Annotated in this window: 15 protein-coding genes; 8 read left to right on the top strand and 7 right to left on the bottom strand. The window is 47.4% G+C overall.

What is annotated here, in order from left to right; genetic code table 11:
* The first annotated feature begins 54 nt into the window (after positions 1–54).
* The 4 genes from F5I99_RS12675 to F5I99_RS12660 are packed head-to-tail and all read left to right on the top strand — an operon-like array spanning position 55 to position 3,832.
* On the top strand, positions 55–822 hold the full coding sequence (locus F5I99_RS12675) for an ABC transporter ATP-binding protein (protein WP_151056545.1): 768 nt from the start codon (positions 55–57) through the stop codon (positions 820–822).
* Positions 823–839: 17 nt separating this feature from the next.
* Positions 840–1,544, top strand: coding sequence for an ABC transporter ATP-binding protein (locus F5I99_RS12670; protein ID WP_151056543.1), 705 nt, complete (start codon positions 840–842; stop codon positions 1,542–1,544).
* 18 nt (positions 1,545–1,562) lie between these two features.
* Positions 1,563–2,561, top strand: coding sequence for a branched-chain amino acid ABC transporter permease (locus tag F5I99_RS12665; protein ID WP_151056541.1), 999 nt, complete (start codon positions 1,563–1,565; stop codon positions 2,559–2,561).
* A complete protein-coding gene (locus F5I99_RS12660; protein ID WP_225307402.1) occupies positions 2,561–3,832 on the top strand; it encodes a branched-chain amino acid ABC transporter permease in 1,272 nt (423 codons plus the stop codon). Before F5I99_RS12665 ends, F5I99_RS12660 begins: the two co-directional genes overlap by 1 nt.
* Positions 3,833–3,939: 107 nt before the next feature.
* Here F5I99_RS12660 and F5I99_RS12655 read toward each other — a convergent pair whose 3' ends face one another.
* Entirely contained in the window at positions 3,940–5,142 is a 1,203-nt protein-coding gene (locus F5I99_RS12655) for an ABC transporter substrate-binding protein (protein ID WP_151056539.1), read from the bottom strand.
* Positions 5,143–5,343: 201 nt separating this feature from the next.
* Between F5I99_RS12655 and F5I99_RS12650 the strand changes: the two genes are divergently transcribed.
* Together F5I99_RS12650 and F5I99_RS12645 are read left to right on the top strand one after the other, a co-directional pair.
* Entirely contained in the window at positions 5,344–6,573 is a 1,230-nt protein-coding gene (locus F5I99_RS12650) for a CynX/NimT family MFS transporter (protein ID WP_151056537.1), read from the top strand.
* On the top strand, positions 6,573–7,172 hold the full coding sequence (locus tag F5I99_RS12645; protein ID WP_151056535.1) for a MarC family protein: 600 nt from the start codon (positions 6,573–6,575) through the stop codon (positions 7,170–7,172). The genes F5I99_RS12650 and F5I99_RS12645 overlap by 1 nt, the downstream gene beginning before the upstream one ends.
* 109 nt (positions 7,173–7,281) lie before the next feature.
* On the opposite strand, the gene F5I99_RS12640 is transcribed toward F5I99_RS12645, so the two are convergent.
* From F5I99_RS12640 to phnC, 5 genes are read right to left on the bottom strand one after another with little or no spacing between them, the layout of a single operon-like run.
* Positions 7,282–8,178, bottom strand: coding sequence for a LysR family transcriptional regulator (locus F5I99_RS12640; RefSeq protein WP_151056533.1), 897 nt, complete (start codon positions 8,176–8,178; stop codon positions 7,282–7,284).
* Positions 8,166–9,182 (bottom strand): phosphonate dehydrogenase, encoded by a 1,017-nt coding sequence (locus F5I99_RS12635; protein WP_151056531.1) that lies wholly within the window; start codon positions 9,180–9,182, stop codon positions 8,166–8,168. Before F5I99_RS12635 ends, F5I99_RS12640 begins: the two co-directional genes overlap by 13 nt.
* A gap of 14 nt (positions 9,183–9,196) precedes the next feature.
* Positions 9,197–10,003: a phosphonate ABC transporter, permease protein PhnE gene (gene phnE, locus F5I99_RS12630; protein ID WP_151056529.1), complete on the bottom strand. Its 807-nt coding sequence runs from the start codon at positions 10,001–10,003 to the stop codon at positions 9,197–9,199.
* A 9-nt stretch (positions 10,004–10,012) separates the two neighbouring features.
* Positions 10,013–10,876 (bottom strand): phosphate/phosphite/phosphonate ABC transporter substrate-binding protein, encoded by an 864-nt coding sequence (gene phnD / locus F5I99_RS12625; protein ID WP_151056526.1) that lies wholly within the window; start codon positions 10,874–10,876, stop codon positions 10,013–10,015.
* Positions 10,876–11,775: a phosphonate ABC transporter ATP-binding protein gene (phnC, locus tag F5I99_RS12620; protein ID WP_233282104.1), complete on the bottom strand. Its 900-nt coding sequence runs from the start codon at positions 11,773–11,775 to the stop codon at positions 10,876–10,878. The genes phnD and phnC overlap by 1 nt, the downstream gene beginning before the upstream one ends.
* 322 nt (positions 11,776–12,097) lie before the next feature.
* Between phnC and F5I99_RS12615 the strand changes: the two genes are divergently transcribed.
* Positions 12,098–14,947 carry an HD domain-containing phosphohydrolase gene (locus F5I99_RS12615; RefSeq protein ID WP_151056524.1) on the top strand — a complete coding sequence of 950 codons (2,850 nt, stop codon included), beginning with the start codon at positions 12,098–12,100 and terminating at the stop codon, positions 14,945–14,947.
* Here the strand turns inward: F5I99_RS12615 and F5I99_RS12610 are convergent, their stop codons facing one another.
* Entirely contained in the window at positions 14,948–15,865 is a 918-nt protein-coding gene (locus tag F5I99_RS12610; protein ID WP_151056522.1) for a LysR family transcriptional regulator, read from the bottom strand. It lies immediately after the preceding gene.
* 278 nt (positions 15,866–16,143) lie between these two features.
* Here F5I99_RS12610 and F5I99_RS12605 point away from each other — a divergent pair, with 278 nt between their 5' ends.
* Positions 16,144–16,947, top strand: a complete 804-nt coding sequence (locus tag F5I99_RS12605; RefSeq protein WP_225307401.1) for a transporter substrate-binding domain-containing protein — start codon at positions 16,144–16,146, stop codon at positions 16,945–16,947.
* Positions 16,948–17,008: the final 61 nt, after the last annotated feature.

Here is a 17,008-nt window from a genome sequence, read left to right as displayed (position 1 = left end):
AACTAAGGTCTAACGTATTATATTTAAGGTTAATGACAGTTTTCCGGAGTATTAATGGGATCTATTATAGAGGTTCGTCAGGTCAATAAAGCGTTTGGAGCCTTGCAGGTTATTAATGACTGCTCTATTCAGGTTGAAGAAGGATCCATTACTGGGCTGATTGGGCCGAATGGTGCAGGCAAGTCCACACTGTTTAACCTGATTGCCGGTACCTTTGCCCCGGATTCCGGCCGTATTCATTTCGCTGGTGAGGATATCACCGCCGTTCCATCTGACCAGCTGTTTCATCGTGGTTTACTGCGTACCTTTCAGATTGCGCAGGAGTTTTCGCATATGACCGCTCTGGAAAACCTGATGATGGTGCCACCTCAGGCGGGAGAAAACATCTTTAACACCTGGCTGCGTCCCGCTCTGGTCCATGAGCAGGAGTTGCACGTGCGTCAAAAAGCCATGGATGTCATTGAGTTTATTGGCTTAAAACATGTGCGTAACGAATTGGCTGGCAATCTGTCTGGTGGACAGAAAAAACTGCTGGAATTGGGACGTACCATGATGGTAAATGCCCGTGTGGTGTTGCTTGATGAGATTGCGGCTGGGGTGAACCGGACCCTGCTTCAGGATCTGATTCGTAATATTCAGCGTTTGAATCAGGAAATGGGCTATACCTTTTTGGTGATTGAGCATGATATGGATATGATTGCTCAGTTGTGCAATCCAGTGATTGTACTGGCGCAGGGTAGCGTAATGGTTGAGGGAAGCATTGAAGCGATTCAAAATAATCAGGAAGTGATCGAAGCCTACTTTGGCAACGATGCACACTGATCTGACAGAGATAGATAATGGCACTATTTGAAGCGACCAATGTGCACGGCGGTTACGGTGGTATGAATATCCTCAATGGTGTCAATATGACTGTTGAGGCGGATGAGATCGGCGTCATCGTCGGTCCCAACGGTGCAGGAAAATCCACCATGCTTAAAGCAATCTTCGGGCTGCTGAAAGTCAGCGAGGGTTGTATCAAACTGCGTGGTGAAGAGATCACCAATGCTGATCCTGTCGAACTGGTCAAACGTAAAATGGCGTTTGTGCCCCAGGAGAAAAATATCTTTCCGTCCATGTCGGTACAGGAAAACCTGGAAATGGGGGCTTTTAGCTGCAAGGATAGCTTTGCGCATATGCTCGATCAGGTTTACGGTTTTTTTCCGCCTTTAGCCGATAAACGCCAGCAGCCTGCGGGTGAGTTGTCCGGAGGCCAGCGTCAGATGGTGGCGATGGGGCGGGCCTTAATGACCGAGCCCAGTCTGATCTTGCTGGATGAACCTACTGCGGGTTTGTCACCTATGTATATGGCCGAGATCTTTGAACGCATTATTACCATCAATAAAGCCGGTGTCGGTATTTTAATGGTAGAACAGCATGCCAAACAGGCGCTGAAAATTGCACATAAAGGCTTTGTGCTGGTCGCCGGTCAGAACCGTTTTACAGATACCGGTGAAAACCTGATCAATGATCCCGAAGTAGCCAAGGCCTTTCTGGGTGGCTAAGGGCTTGAGGATAGACTTTTGAACGAATTGGTTTTTTTTGTTAATAACGTGGTGATCTCCGGGCTCACCATTGGATCGATTTATGCGCTAGGGGCGGTCGGCATTACTCTGATCTTTAGTATCCTGCGTTTTGCCCATTTTGCCCATGCTGATCTGATGACACTCGGTGCGTTCTTTGCCTTTTTTCTGACCACTCTCTTTCCGGCCGCTGGCCCCGCAATAGGCTTACCTACCGCCTTTGTTATGCTCCCCTTTGCAATGGCATTGACGGCTCTGTCAGCTGTTTATATTGATAAAGCCTTTTACCGTCCGTTACGTAGTCATGGCGTTAAACCCATAGTGATCGTCATGGCTTCCCTGGGTGTAACCCTCATGCTGCAGGGCTTGATCCGCATGTTCATGGGAACCGGAGCCCGCAACATGTATATCGATGATCGTAAGGGTATTCATCGTATCGATCTGCCCTTTGATCTGGCAAACCGCCCACTGGTATTAACCGACCCTCAGATTCTGCTGTTGCTGTTTCTGGTTGTGGCGGTTATTGCGTTACATCTGTTTTTAACCCGTAGCCGCCTGGGTAAAGCGATGCGTGCCATGTCAGACAACCCTGATCTGGCGCGCGTATCCGGTATTAATACCGATACGGTGGTTAAAGTGACCTGGGTTATTGCCGGTTGCCTGGCTGCTGCTGCCGGAACACTTTTATCACTGGATGTCTCCTTAAAACCGGATCTGAGTTTCCATCTGCTGCTGCCAATTTTTGCTGCCGCCATTGTCGGAGGTGTTGGACACCCCTATGGCGCATTGGCGGGTGGTTTTGTGATAGGTTTTGCCGAGACCTTGTCGGTGTTTAACTGGTCAGTTTTACTTCGTCCACTACGTGATTATCTCTGGTTTGATTTGCCAGCCAATCTGTCATTCGTATCCAGTGAATACAAGATAACGGTTCCTTTCTTTATCTTGCTGGCTATTCTGGTGTGGCGCCCGACAGGGCTGTTTAAGGGTAAGGTGCTGTGATGCTGATGAAATTACCGATGAAAGAAACCCTGTTAATGGTTGCCCTGGCCGTCACTCTGTTATTACTGATACAAGTGATGGGTACTGCCTACGGGGTTCGTGTGCTGGTGGAAGCCAGTTGTTATGCCATCATTGCGCTGGGATTGACCATTCAGTGGGGATATGCCGGATTATTTAACGCGGGCATCATGGGGTTTGTCGCACTGGGCGGCTTTTCGGCAATGCTGCTGACGTTTCCGGTCAATCAGGGTTTCTGGGAGTCAGACCTCTCCGGTGAGCTGGGTATGGCGTTTATGAAGCTGTTGGCCGCAGTGCTGCTGGTGGCTGCGGTGATGCAGTTACATCGTATTTCTGTACCACGACGTATACGTTTGCCGATCATCTTAATTGTGCTGGCCAGTGTGTATCTCTGGGTCGTGAATGCATTTGCGCCCGTGTCCCAGTCGATAGTGAGTGAACACGGCTTTATTGGTGGTTTGGGCTTGCCGGTCTGGGCCGGTTGGCTGGTTGGCGGTATTCTGGCCGGTACACTGGCGTACTTTATCGGGCATATCTGCCTGGGCTTGCGCAGTGATTACCTGGCGATTGCCACTTTGGGTGTGGCGGAAATTATCAAGGCCTTCCTGAAGAACTCTGACTGGTTAACCCGTGGTACTCTGACTGTGTCTCCCTTACCCTGGCCTGTTCCAGGCGCCGGTGATGTAGGCTTTATCATGGGACGGGCGTTGTACTTGTCAGTCACTGCGGTACTGATTGCTATCATCTTCTATTTGCTACATCAGGCTTACAAAGGCCCCTGGGGGCGGATGATGCGAGCCATACGTGATAATGAGCTGTCATCGGCGGCTATGGGTAAAAATGTCAATCAGCGTCGCCTGGAAGTCTTTGTGCTGGGTTGTGTGCTGATGGGTATAGGGGGGGCTGCACTGGCGACGTTTAACGGCATTTTTGATCCAACCGGTTATCTGCCTCTGAATCATACTTTTCTGATCTGGGTAATGGTGATTCTCGGTGGCCCGGGTAATAATATGGGCACTATTTTTGGTGCTGTATTTGTGTATGTTATTTGGGTAATGTCAGAGCCGATTGCACTGTTTATTCTGAATGGCATCAGCTATCTGGGTGATATGTGGTTTGCCTGGGAAGCCCCTTCTGACTTTACCAGTCGAGCCCTGCAGGCAAGGGTTTTTACTATCGGGCTGATTATCACCCTGGTGCTTCGCTATGCTCCGAAAGGGTTGTTCCCGGAGAAAATTCAGCAGCATCACTAAGTGGTGAGTTGAGGAAGGGCAGTCCCGATCTTAAGCGCCACTTTGCGTGGCGTATACAGATCGGGACTGCAACGAGTGTTGTACTTAGCTGTACTTAAAAGTCTGAATTATTCGATCAGACCTACAGTGCGGAAAGCACCCTCTGTAATCACCATTTCTTCAATGACACCGGGCACATTACCCAGCTCATCAAAGTCTTGTGTACCAGCGGCACCTTCATAGTTAATCTCTTTACCCTCAGCCAGCAAGGCAACAGCTTTCTCCCACTCACCTGGCAGAATGACTTCACCGGGTGGTAGCGCTACTGAACGCAGGGCTTCAGAGAGACCGGCACGCTCAGCGGAACCTTTTTTCTCGATAGCCAACGCTAGCAGGAAAGCGGCATCATAAGACTGGCTGGCAAATACAGCGTTGGGATCCATGCCATCGGCTCGTGCAGCCTCAGAGTAACGTTCAGTGCCTGGAATATCCGGTTTACCCGGGCGGGTCGCAATCATACCTTCCAGCACATCGGCTCCAACGGCATCTACCAGTGCGTCGCCAACCATGCCGTCGGCGCCTATATACTGGGTGAAGTTTCCACTCTCATAGGCCTGGCGCAGGATGGTCTGGCCGGAGGTATCTGCATAGGCGAATACCAGCAGGTTCTCGGCTCCGCTGGATGCCAGGCTACCGAGTTCAGATCGATAGTCAGCTTTACCATCTTCATGAGCCGCGCTAGCGGCAATAAAGCCACCTTCAGCCTCATAAGTGGCTGCAAATGCATTTGACAGGCCCTGGCCATAATCATTATTGACATAGGTGACAGCGACCTCATTGATACCTTTGGATAGCAGCAGCTGGGCCAGCACTATCCCCTGATAAGCATCTGATGGGGTGGTGCGGAACACCAGGTCATTATCATCAATCTCGGCTATGGCGGGTGAGGTGGATGCCGGTGATACCATTACCACGCCAGCAGGCACCGCTACGTTATTCGCTGCGGCAATTGTCGCTCCAGAACAGAGGGCCCCGACAATAGCAGTAACATTTTCTGTATTGATCATGCGGTCTGCTGCATTTATGGAAGCAGATGCATCGGTACAGGTGGTATCAGCCGAGGAAATGCTAAGTGTTTGTCCACCGAGAATACCACCCTGGGCATTAATCTGACTAATAGCCAGCTCTGCACCTTGATAGATAGGTGGTGTCAGACTTTCGATTGGACCGGTGAACCCACCGAGAAAACCCAGTTTGACCTCGGCCTGCGCAATACCGGTCATAGCTGTTGCGGCGACAATTGCGCTGCATAGAAGCGTTTTTTTAATCATTGTGACTCCCTTTGTTTTTTCTAAGTTCAGATGGCTCGGCAATGTAAGGCTAAACAACTCTCTTTATGACACTTTATATCCGCAAAATCAATGTGTCGAGACGGTTACCAGCGCGGCCTGCAACAGGCGTATGGGAGACAATTAATGACTGGGCGAGGGCCAGGCTTTTGAGTAGGATTGAGGTTTTTGTGCGGATATTCCATGAACCGAGTTGACCGGCTGCATTCACCCCTTGAGCAACATCAGCGTGCCTTGGCCTGGCTTGCTGTCGTTGGTTTGTTATTAGCGGCAACGAATCTGCGTGGTGGCTTGGTGGTCTTCGCGCCCTTGGTCATGGAGGTGCGCGACGCACTCAGCCTTAGCGCCAGCGCATTTGGCATGCTGACTACCTTGCCGCTGATATGTTTTGCCGTGGTTTCCATCCTGGTGCCCTTAATGACACGGTTTTTTTCATCAATAACGCTGGTCGTTTTGGGGTTGCTGGTCATTGCGTTGGGAGTTCTGTTGCGCCTGGTCGCCAGTTATCCCGTGGTTATTCTGGGTACCTTGTTGCTGGGCTCTGCTATCGCTTTGCTGAATGTATTGATTCCGGTACTGGTGAAGGTGTTTTTTCCAGGGCGTGTTGGCTTGATGACCGGACTTTATTCAATCATGCTCAGCCTGGGAGCAGGAATGGGGCTGTATTTGGCCGTACCGATGATGAACTATTTTAATCACTGGCATTACCCGGTTCTGGTCTGGGCGCTGCTACCCCTGGTAACCTGCCTGATCTGGGTACCTTTGTTAAGGTTGCGTGGGGCGGTTAAGCCCGTAACCGGTGCGCGGGTTACCTTGTGGAAAAGCACTACAGCCTGGGCTGTAACCCTGTATATGGGGCTTCAGTCATTTTATTTTTACGCCATTGTCACCTGGTTGCCAAAAATTCTTATGGAAAGTGGTCTGGATCCACTTGAGGCCGGAACCGCAACGGCAATGATCAATCTGGTCAGTATTCCCTTTAATCTGTTTATTCCCATTCTGGCTGCCAGAATGCGACAACAGCGGCCCTTGGTTGTGCTGGTATTTTTATTGTCATTTTCGGGTCTGGCCGGGCTCTGGTGGGCACCTCAGCAAGCGCCTGTATTATGGGCCTCATTGATCGGTATGGGGGCTGGCGGGTCATTGAGCCTGGCACTCTCCTTTTTTATACTGCGCACCCGTGATGGAGTGCAGGCGACAGCGTTGTCGGCTATGGCACAAAGTCTGGGGTATCTTTTGGCATCGACGGGGCCGGTAACTCTGGCGCTGGTTCGTGACCTGAGTGGCCACTGGCTGGCCGCTTTGCTGTTGCTGATGATGTTACAGGTTTTTCAATTGGCATTCGGATGGAAAGCGGCGGCTGCCGTGCAGGTCAGACCGGATGCAGACTCTCTATCTGAACAGGTAACTTAATGGAACTCACTACCTTTCTGAATGCATTTACAGGTTTTTTTGTCATCGTTGATCCTATAGGTACAGCCTTGATCTTCCATGCTCTGTTACCGGAAGGCGATCGCCGTCACCGGATAGTGATGGCGGTTAAAGCTACCCTGATTAGTGCGGTGTTGTTATTGGTATTTGGCAATTTTGGTGAGGCGTTTTTAAATAGCCTGGGGATCAATATCAATGCACTGCGTATTTCAGGTGGTTTGCTACTGTTTTTTACCGCATTCAACCTGATAACCAGCGAAGTGAAAATAACTCAGTCGGAAGATAAAAAAGATATATCTGTTTACCCGTTGTCTATCCCACTGCTGGCCGGACCGGGTGCTCTGACTTTATCGATTCTGTTGTTTTCCGGCGCGGAATCCGCTTCGCAGGAAATCTCTGTATTGGTTGCTGTGATCTGTACCTATGGCTTGACCCTGGTATTGATGCTGTTGTCCGGTTATGTGAAAAAAATGATTGGAAAAACCGGTGATGAGATTTTGCGGCGGTTTTTGGGGGTTATCCTGGCGGCACTGGCGATTCAGTTCATCTATGATGGTTTCAATAATATGTTGGTACTCTGATATCGACTGTAAACCCAACCTATCGACAGGCTACTGGTGAATGACAGCGGTAAATTCGAAAGGTTTGCTCGGAGTGAAGCCACTACTACAAACCATTTAATTGAATGGATTAAAGTCCAGCCGGATTCAGATTTATTGATGTTTGCAGCAAATGTTCAACAAATTCTGGTCGTTTGTCATAACCAAGCGACTGGTGCCGCCAGACTATCTGGATAGATTTTTTTAGCGCACTATCTTCCAAAGGGATTGCACACAAACTGCCATGTTGTACTTCATCAACAACAGCGGAAGCAAACACTAGCGATATTCCTAAACCAGCTCGAACCGCCTGTTTAACGGCCTCCGTGCTACCCAATTGCATGGTTATAGTGGGCATCTGCTGAAAATCCTGTAGATAGGTTTTCAGTAAGCGTCCAGTGCCACTTCCAGATTCACCACCGATCAAATTTAGCCCAGACAGCATTGTTCTGCTTATAGAGGGGAGCTGTGTCAGTGCATGATCGGGTGGTGTAATCAATACTAGTGGTTCAGTTTTCCAAGTTTGAGAGTCAAATCCAGTCTTAGGTGGCCACCATTCCATTAATGCAATATCAATTTCAGCGTTCTCGAGTTTTTCAGCAATCGTTGGGTTGGTATCAATCACCAAGTCAAGCGGGTCTTGTTGCCGTGTTTGTGTGCTCAGGTAGCTTTGCAAGTAAGGCTGTAATAAATAAATACCGATATTTGAACTAGCACCGACTCTCATAGAAGGTTGTTGAACGGCCTGTAAAGCTCTATCTTGCAGCCGCAACATACTCGTGGCATAGGGCAATAGACGCAGGGCATACTCTGTCGGCTGACATCCGCTACGCCCTCGCTTTATCAACGGTACACAGAGCATTTCTTCCAGTTTTTGAATATGCTGGGTAACTGTCGGTTGTGCCAATCCTAATTGATTAGCAGCGGCCTGAAAACTGTGCTGCTCAATCAGTGTTGTCAGGCTTTTTAACCAGATTAGATTGAGCATGCGGCATCCTTTCGTGAGATTAACTGATTTGCTGGATCCAATGGCGGCTCACCACGTAAAACACTGAGAATGTTTTCAGCGGCGCGTTTCTCTATTGCCAATCTGACCTTTCTGACCGCTGAACCGATATGTGCTGTAAATAATGTGTTGGGATGCATTAATAGTTTTTGATCGATAACGTCCGGGCGGTCATCACGTGCCCAGTCCTCCATTTCAAAAACATCGCTGGCATACCCCTCTATATGCCCACTGTTAAGCATACGCAAAACAGCCGTTTCATCAACGACTGATCCACGACATGGATTTACCAAAAAAGAACCGGCTGGCATCTGTTGTAGTCGATGTTCATCCATCAGATGCTGAGTTTGAGAATTCAGTGGTAGCGCCATAATCACGATATTGGCCTGTGCCAGCGTATCATCTAACGAAAAAAACTCTAAGGTTAAAGCGGCTTGCTGTTCAGAGGCTATAGGTTGTTGATCCGTATAAATTAGCTTTGCGCCCCAACCGGTCAGACGTTGGGCAATGGCTTTTCCAATCGCCCCCATACCAATAATCGCAATTGTCGAGCCTTCAACACCAAGACCATAAAACTGCGGACGCCAGCCTTTAAAATTACCACTACGTACATGTTGATCCGCCTCCCGAATATGCCGAATCAGTCCGATCATCAACCCGATGGTTAGCTCAGCGGTAGGAACGGTCAATAAGTCAGGCACAAAGGACAGCCAGACATCATTTGCTGTGCAAGCCGCCGCATCAAAATTATCATAGCCTTTTACGGCGGCACCAATCACTTTCAATTTAGGGCAGGCCTGAAGAAACTCTGCGTCTACTCGATCTGGCATGAATACCATCAATGCTTCAGCGTTCTGGGCCAATTGAATAGTAGCGTTTCGCGATAAGCTGCAATGGGTTTGATTGGTTATCAAATCACAATGTGGGGTCAGCATTTGCAATACTTCATCATGTATTTTATGGGTAATCACAAGTTTGGGTTTCATTGGCATTCCTTTCCTTATTTGAATTTTTTGCGCAACACACCGCTTAAAGCATCAACTAGCGTAACCATTAGCAAAATCACCAGCAAAATCGCAAACACTTCCTGATATTGCATAATACGTAATGACCCCATCAGCTCAAAGCCAATGCCACCCGCGCCTACCATACCCATCACAGTGGAAGCTCGGAAGTTGTATTCCCAACGATAAATTGCTACATCCGCAAACTGTGGTATGACTTGTGGTAAAATGGCGTGGTATAACACCTGCATTGGCGAAGCACCGGCTGCACGTGCTGCTTCTACCGGTGCATCATCGACATGCTCAATCGCTTCAGCAAAGAATTTACCCACCATCCCAATAGAATGTAATGCTAATGCCAAAACACCCGGTAATGCGCCAAAACCAACCGCTGCCACAAAAATTATACCCATAATCAGTTCAGGAACTGATCGTAGCGCGTTTAAAAAGATCCTAGATAGCTGGAAGATTACTCCATGAGGTGTCGTATTTCGTGCAGCAAGAAATGCCATGGGTACCGATAACAGTACCGCAATTGCTGTCCCGGCAATGCTCATTGCAAGCGTATCCAGTAAGGGCGATAACCAGTGACGGATATTGGTAAAGTCTGGCGGAAAAGACTCACCGGCTAAGGTGCCAATAGCAGGCAAGCCGTTAGCCAGTATTTTGAAATTCAATACATCTACATACCAAGCCGCCAGCAAAATGACAGTCAGTAAGACCATCATCTGCAGGGTTTGCCTTTTCCAATGTTGGCTGTAACTTTTCAGCACATCTTGATGAGTAATGACTTGGGTATTCATAAAGTTTCCTTACATCTTGTCAAAATCAAGATTCAATATTTTTCCCATATCTCGAATAACGTCATAATCAGCATCAGTAATTGGCGCAAATCCCTCGGCTTTAAAATTATTCAGTACTTCTTCATCATCTAGACTGATAAATGCATCTTTGATTCTAGCTTTCAAGTCGTCATTCAAATTGGATCGCATCGCCCAAGGGTATTGTGGATAAGGTTTGCTATGTCCCAGTACTTTCACTTTTGTGGGATCGATTAGTTGGCGCTCTACAACAAAATTGAAGATGACTTCTGAAAGTCCGCCCGCATCGGCGTTACCATTGGCCACATTCATTGCAACTGCATCATGCGAGCCGACAAAGTGTTGTTCATAATCTGTTTGCGCTTCAATACCACCCTCTTCCAAAAGTACTGTTTTTGGGATGAGATGGCTCGAAGTTGAAGCTCGGTCACCGTAGACCATTTTTTTGCCTTTAATATCAGCATAGGAATCAATCCCTGAGTCCACATTGGCAATCAAAATAGAACGATAGGTCGGCACACCATCAATAACCATCGCTGCAAACGGCTCTATATCACTTTTGGATTTGGCCATCACATAGGAAAGAGGGCCAAAATACGCTAGATCAATACGCCCAAAACGCATGGCTTCAATCATTGAGGAGTAGTCGGTCGTTACAATTAACTCCACTTTTTTATTCAGCGCGATTTCCAGATAGTCTTTCAACGGCTTATTGCGTTTGATCAGTTCAGAAGCATTTTCATCAGGCAATAACGCGACTTTGAGCGTATCTGGATCGGCATCCGCTGCGAATAACGGCGTAATGGCCATCATTATTAATGACGTTGCTAACAGTAATTGTTTAAACAGTTTCATCAGGCAATCTCCAGTTGTGTTGCAGTTTTATGAGGTAAATTTTTTTGGGTAGATAGGCGTTCTATATCGGTGGATGTTTCATCTTTTGTAAGGCTGGCTGGTTGTTCGTAAATCAGGGCCAACTGCTTGTTATCCAGTTGTTGTGGAGCTGCATCAAACACTATTTGAGCGTCAGAAAGACCAATTATTCGATCAGCAAACCGTTTGGCGTATTCAAGTTGATGCAATGACACTACGGCAGTGATTCCGTCCTCGGCACAGATTTTTTTCAGTAGAGTCAGAATTTTTTCGGAGGTAGAAGGATCAAGGCTGGCGACTGGCTCATCTGCCAGAATAATGGTGGGTTGTTGGGCCAGTGCACGGGCAATGCCAACACGTTGTTGCTGACCACCGGATAATTGATCTACTCTTGTCAAGGCTTTATCAGCAAGGCCAACACGATCTAAACAATTCAGGGCTATTTTTAAACTGTCTTGGGGCATAGGTAATAAGCTGCGCCAGAATGAGTAATATCCCAGCCGTCCCATGAGTACATTCTTAAGAGCGCTATGGCGTAGAATGAGTTGATGGTGTTGAAATACCATGGCGGTTTTACGACGGTGCTGCCGTAAGATTCGTTGATTATTCAATGCTCCGAATTCGGCTGAAATAACGTTACCAGAAGTAGGCTTTACTAAGTGATTTAGCGCTCTTAATAGCGAAGACTTTCCCGCACCAGATAGACCGAGAAGTACATTAAATTCACCAGGTTGAAATTGAATTGAGGTTGAGCGAATTGCTTCAATACCACCAGGATATGTTATGCCTAGATTCTCTATGCTCAGAATCGGATGAGGTGTTTTAGTACATGTCATATCATCACCTATCGCAATATAAACATCCGCATTATTGCGGTTCATTATTTGATGCTAAGGCTTATATATGACTACTCAATGAAAGTTACATGACCTTTTAATGATAATAGGGAGTTATTCCCCTCTTTTGGTCAATTGTTTTAGCTTTCATCTCTCAGATGGGGTGCTTAACAGGCACTAAGGACATGGTTGTTATTTGCAAATCTGCAACAAAACTGTCGTTCAGTATCAGCTATTTGAAATGACTTTGAACAGCTAACTAGGTATGTTTTTGAACAGGTATCCATCTATAATATCTAATGTGACACCGAAGTTTACATAATTTCAGTGAGTTATAGCTGATAACACTGGATGGTTAGAGGCAAAAATGAAACGTATCTCCTTTAAATTATTGATTGCAGTAACGGTTACGCTAAGCATGGCTTTGCTCGCCAGCGTGCTAATTTTTCAGGGCTATCGTGGTATGCAATCAGGTATTCTGGAAGTAGCTGACCAGGCGAGCCGGCAACTGACGGTTACCATCAATGACCGCATCCAGAAGCTGATGGAGCCAAATCAAATGCTGATCAGGATGCTTCGACACGATCCACTGATCAGTACCGACGACCCGCTGCAACGCCTCAGCCGACTGCCTGCGATTGCCGAAATACTGAAGGCAAATACGTTGCTGAGTGCTGTCTATATCGGCTATGACAATGCCGACTTCCTGCTGCTTAGACAGCTGCACACTGCTCAAGCCAGGGCATTTTTTGGGGCTCCTGAGGGCAGTTATTATCTATTGCAAAGCGTTGTTACAGATGTTGATGAAGGCCGTCGGGGCGAGTGGCTTTTTTATGATGCGTCTCTGAACGACCTTATTGAAGTGCGTAGCGTGCCCCATTACACCTTTGATCCACACAGTCGTCCCTGGTATCAGCAATCTCTTGATTCTGAAAGTGTAAAGCTCACAGCGCCCTATCTGTTCTACACCACCCAGGAGGTGGGGGTGAGTATGTCACTGCATGCCGGTGACGGTGTAGTACTTGGCATTGATGCTACGGTAATGGATCTGAGCGAGCAAATGGATTCATTGCGCCTGACACCGGGTACTGAAATTGCCATTATCAATCAGGATGAGCTGTTGCTTGCCTACCCGGATATAGATCGTTTTATTCTGAGTGATGCACGTGAAACCCGACTGGCAACACTGGGTGAAATAAATGTTCCAGTACTTCAGTCTCTGGTTAGACAATCAGTGGGAACCCGTAACCTGACGTACTTTAACCATGCCGGACAAAACTGGTACGGTTTCGTGTCACCACTTGCTGTACTGGGTGATGATGACTTGAGGATATTGATTGCCATACCAGGTCAGGAGTTGTTGGGTAATGTTGAAAAAAGTTTTCTGAGCCAGGTGCAGTGGGCCTTTTCAATTATGTTGGTGCTGCTCTTGTCAGGGTGGGCTGTAGGCCAGCGCATCGGCAATCCTATTGCTGAGCTGGAAAAGCAAGTACGTTCACTGGCAAACCTGAATTTTGACAACAAAATTACTACGCAGACATCCATCCGCGAAGTGCATGCACTGGCAAGGGTACTGGATGATATGTCTTCTACTATCCGGCACTTTAAATCCCTGTCTATGACACTCAACCGTGAGCGAGATCCGGATCAGTTGTTGCAGTCAGTCCTCGAAGAGTTGGTTATGGCCGTAGGGCATGTATCGGGATGTATCTATCTGTTTGATAGCCCAACACAAACACTGAAACTGAATAACCGTATGACTAGTCAGACATTGCCTGAAAGCATCGAATTGTCGGAAGCGCATGAAATGGACGGGCAGGTACGTGAGCTAGTCAGAAAAGCAGGTTATGACTTTTATGTATGTACCATGCTACGTGATCGCTATGAAAATCTGCTGGGGGTGTTGATTATCGATGCTATTGATAGCCGATCAGCTGATATTAAAGGACTGCGTGCATTTATTGATGATATTTCCGGAGCGGCGGCTGTAGCGATAGAAACCCGTCAGATGATTCGGGAACAAAAAGCTTTAATTGACGGTATTATCCGTCTGATTGCCGATGCCATTGACGCCAAGTCTCCCTATACCAGTGGCCACTGTGAGCGGGTTCCGGAGCTGGCGATAATGCTTTCTGATGCGGCGCTGCGCAGTGAGTTACCGGCATTTCAGAATTACCAGATGAATGAAGCTGAAACGGAGGCCTTTCGTATTGCAGCCTGGTTGCATGACTGTGGCAAGATTACCAGTCCAGAGTATGTGGTTGATAAGGCGACCAAGCTGGAAACGATATATAACCGCATTCATGAAATTCGTACCCGCTTTGAAGTCTTGTATCGGGATGCAGAGATAGACTGCTTGCAGGGTATTCTGGATGGAATGAATCCGGAAACTCTTAAGAGCCGGTGCAATGCCGTCCAGCAGCAGCTTATCGATGAATTCAGCTTTATTGCCAGCGCTAATATGGGTGGAGAGTTTATGTCGGATGCTGATGTGGATCGTATTTATGAAATAGGGTCCCGACGCTGGACACGGCATTTTAGCAATCGAATAGGGCTGTCTCAGGATGAAAAACAGCGCTTAGAGGGTCTTCCTGAAGAGGTGTTGCCAACCGGGGAGCCATTACTGAGTGACCGCCCGGAGCAGGTGTTTCCCTGGCATGGGCGTAAACCACCGGTTGCAAAAGACGATCCGGATAATCACTGGGGCTTTGATATGCTGGTACCTGAAGTCGCTTATAATCAGGGGGAGATGTATAACCTGACTATAAGTAAAGGCACTCTCACAGAGGAAGAGCGCTTTAAAATCAACGAGCATATTGTACAGACTATTATTATGCTGGATGCTTTGCCATTGCCTGATTATCTGGCAAAGGTGCCGGCTATTGCCGGTAATCATCATGAAAAAATGGATGCCAGTGGGTACCCTAGACGCCTGCCTGCTGGTGAGATGAGTTTACAGGAACGCATTATGGCAGTGGCGGATGTGTTTGAAGCCCTGACGGCAGTCGATCGTCCTTACAAACAGGGTAAAACCCTGACGCAATCACTGGCAATTATGGCCAGGATGGTTGCCGAAGAACACCTGGATGCTGATGTCTTCGAGTTGTTTCTGCGCTCAGGTATCTATCAGCAGTATGCACAGAAGTTTATGCAGCCAGAGCAGATAGACAGGGTTGATATCAATCAGTTTTTAGTAAACGTAACCGAGGCTCCATGATCAGGTGCGTTGGCTAAGATACTTGGGTGTACTTGGCAGGTTGTCCTTCAGCAGCCTGATCAGTTGAGTGTCGGCCCAGCTACGGCGATAGGCCAGGCCAAAGCGATAATGAAATGCCGGGCGAAAGGGCTTGATAACAATATCACGTCGAACGGCGACTGTATCATAGGCGGTAATCGGATTGATCAGACTGATGCCCACTCCATTGGCCACCAGACTACAAATGGCCGCAATATTGGCTTCGGTTTTTCCGGCAATTTTCACCTTGTGTTGTGAAATAAGGCTGAGCAGCTGGTCTGCAGCCAGATTAGGCTGGTTGGGAATGACCAGGTGCTGATTTTTCAGGTCAGCCACTTCAATATAATCAGCCTCAGCCAACGCGTGGCCTGCAGGTATCAGGCACACAGCTTCTACCGCAAACAGTTCATCAACACTCAGTCGTTCACTACTGATCGGCAACGTCACGAAGCCCGCATCAAAATGCCCTGATTCCACTGCACGGACAACATCGGGACTGGGCATAATATCGAAATAGATGCTGTATTTCGGGTTAATCTTCAAAATAGCTGCAATGACCTCCGGAATATAAGCAAAACCAAGGGCCGGAGCTGAGGCTAAACGCATTCGGGACACACCAAATTCACGCAGCGCGACTATGGTATGTTTCATTTCATCCAGATTACCCATCAGTTGCATAATTTCCTGATACAACTCATCGGCTTCAGGCAGTTTGATAAGTCGGTTTTTGTGGCGCATGAACAGGGGCATACCAATATTGTCTTCCAGTTGTGCCAGGGATCGGCTGACACCTGACTGAGTAAGCCCAAGTGCTTTGGCTGCACGGGTGGCGGTATCAGATTCATAGAGTGTCTTGAAAACCATCAGTGATTTGAGTGAGTTTAAGTTTACTTCTTTCATTAGATTGTCCCGTGAATATCGATCCGTATTGGACAGATTATCACGTGTTCATCGTGAAAATACCATGAGTAAAAATCATCATTTAATGAAAAAACATTATAAGTTGAAATTAATTGAATTTGACTTACACTCAAAACAAGTCAGTTTTTTGATACAGGCTTAAACTCTATTGATTGATTCGGTTGTGAAGAGCTGAAGTATGACTGATCAATCCGGCAAACTGTGTTGTTTATACCTCCAGGTATAAACAAGATCTTTTCACTAAGTAGGATAACAACATGAATATGATTAAACAGCATTTAACTAAATCCCTGGTAGCCGCTGCGTTTGTTTTTAGTACTGCATCCATGGTTTCCATGACGGCTGATGCACGCGATTTACCTCAAATTAAAGAAGATGTGTTTAAAGTTGCAAACTCGGGTGCTTACCCCCCTTTCAGTTTTGTTGATACTGATGGAAATGTGGTCGGGTTTGATGTCGATATTGCCAAAGCTGTGGCAGAAAAAATGGGCGTGGATGTCGATATTCAAACCTCTCCCTGGAGTGGCATAGTCGCGGCACTGGCCGGCGGACGTTTTGATGCCTGTATCTGTAGTATGAGTGTCACTGAAGAACGTCAGCGTGCAGTGGATTTTACTGACTCCTATTACAGTTCAGGCTTATCAGTGTGGGTACAAGGCGATAACACCGATATTAACAGCCTGGAAGACCTTGAAGGCAAACGTGTAGGTTCTACGATCGGTGAAACCGGTAACCAGTGGGCTGTTGAAAATGGTGATGGCAAATGGCGTAACCAGACCTTCCAGGGCCTGCCAGATATGCTTACAGGCCTGACAACAGGGCGTGTGGATGCCATTATCGCGGATGATGTCCCTGTCTATGTCGCTCTGAGAGAAAACAATCCGGATATTAAATTAGTTGAGGTGGGTGAACTGCCAAGATGGCCTGCAGCTATATCCATTCAGAAAAATAAACCTGAACTACTCGAAGCTTTGAACACTGCTCTGGCTGAAATTAAAGCAGATGGCACCTATCAGAGCATCGTCGATAAGTGGATCGGTGAAGGTGCGACTATCGAGTAACTCCACCTGTAATCTGATATGACAGATCAGATGTTTCTGTGGGTACAAGGCACAAGTCATT

Source organism: Nitrincola iocasae (assembly GCF_008727795.1).
GTDB lineage: Bacteria > Pseudomonadota > Gammaproteobacteria > Pseudomonadales > Balneatricaceae > Nitrincola > Nitrincola iocasae.
Note: the sequence above shows the minus strand (reverse complement) of the source record. Positions and strands in the feature narration are given on the sequence as shown.

Bases quoted from the DNA above. Each gene is read 5' to 3' on its own strand.
- F5I99_RS12675 (WP_151056545.1), top strand. From the start codon at position 55: ATGGGATCTATTATAGAGGTTCGTCAGGTCAATAAAGCGTTTGGAGCC.
- F5I99_RS12670 (WP_151056543.1), top strand. From the start codon at position 840: ATGGCACTATTTGAAGCGACCAATGTGCACGGCGGTTACGGTGGTATG.
- F5I99_RS12660 (WP_225307402.1), top strand. From the start codon at position 2,561: ATGCTGATGAAATTACCGATGAAAGAAACCCTGTTAATGGTTGCCCTG.
- F5I99_RS12655 (WP_151056539.1), bottom strand. From the start codon at position 5,142: ATGATTAAAAAAACGCTTCTATGCAGCGCAATTGTCGCCGCAACAGCT.
- F5I99_RS12650 (WP_151056537.1), top strand. From the start codon at position 5,344: ATGAACCGAGTTGACCGGCTGCATTCACCCCTTGAGCAACATCAGCGT.
- F5I99_RS12645 (WP_151056535.1), top strand. From the start codon at position 6,573: ATGGAACTCACTACCTTTCTGAATGCATTTACAGGTTTTTTTGTCATC.
- F5I99_RS12640 (WP_151056533.1), bottom strand. From the start codon at position 8,178: ATGCTCAATCTAATCTGGTTAAAAAGCCTGACAACACTGATTGAGCAG.
- F5I99_RS12635 (WP_151056531.1), bottom strand. From the start codon at position 9,182: ATGAAACCCAAACTTGTGATTACCCATAAAATACATGATGAAGTATTG.
- phnE (WP_151056529.1), bottom strand. From the start codon at position 10,003: ATGAATACCCAAGTCATTACTCATCAAGATGTGCTGAAAAGTTACAGC.
- phnD (WP_151056526.1), bottom strand. From the start codon at position 10,876: ATGAAACTGTTTAAACAATTACTGTTAGCAACGTCATTAATAATGATG.
- phnC (WP_233282104.1), bottom strand. From the start codon at position 11,775: ATGAACCGCAATAATGCGGATGTTTATATTGCGATAGGTGATGATATG.
- F5I99_RS12615 (WP_151056524.1), top strand. From the start codon at position 12,098: ATGAAACGTATCTCCTTTAAATTATTGATTGCAGTAACGGTTACGCTA.
- F5I99_RS12610 (WP_151056522.1), bottom strand. From the start codon at position 15,865: ATGAAAGAAGTAAACTTAAACTCACTCAAATCACTGATGGTTTTCAAG.
- F5I99_RS12605 (WP_225307401.1), top strand. From the start codon at position 16,144: ATGAATATGATTAAACAGCATTTAACTAAATCCCTGGTAGCCGCTGCG.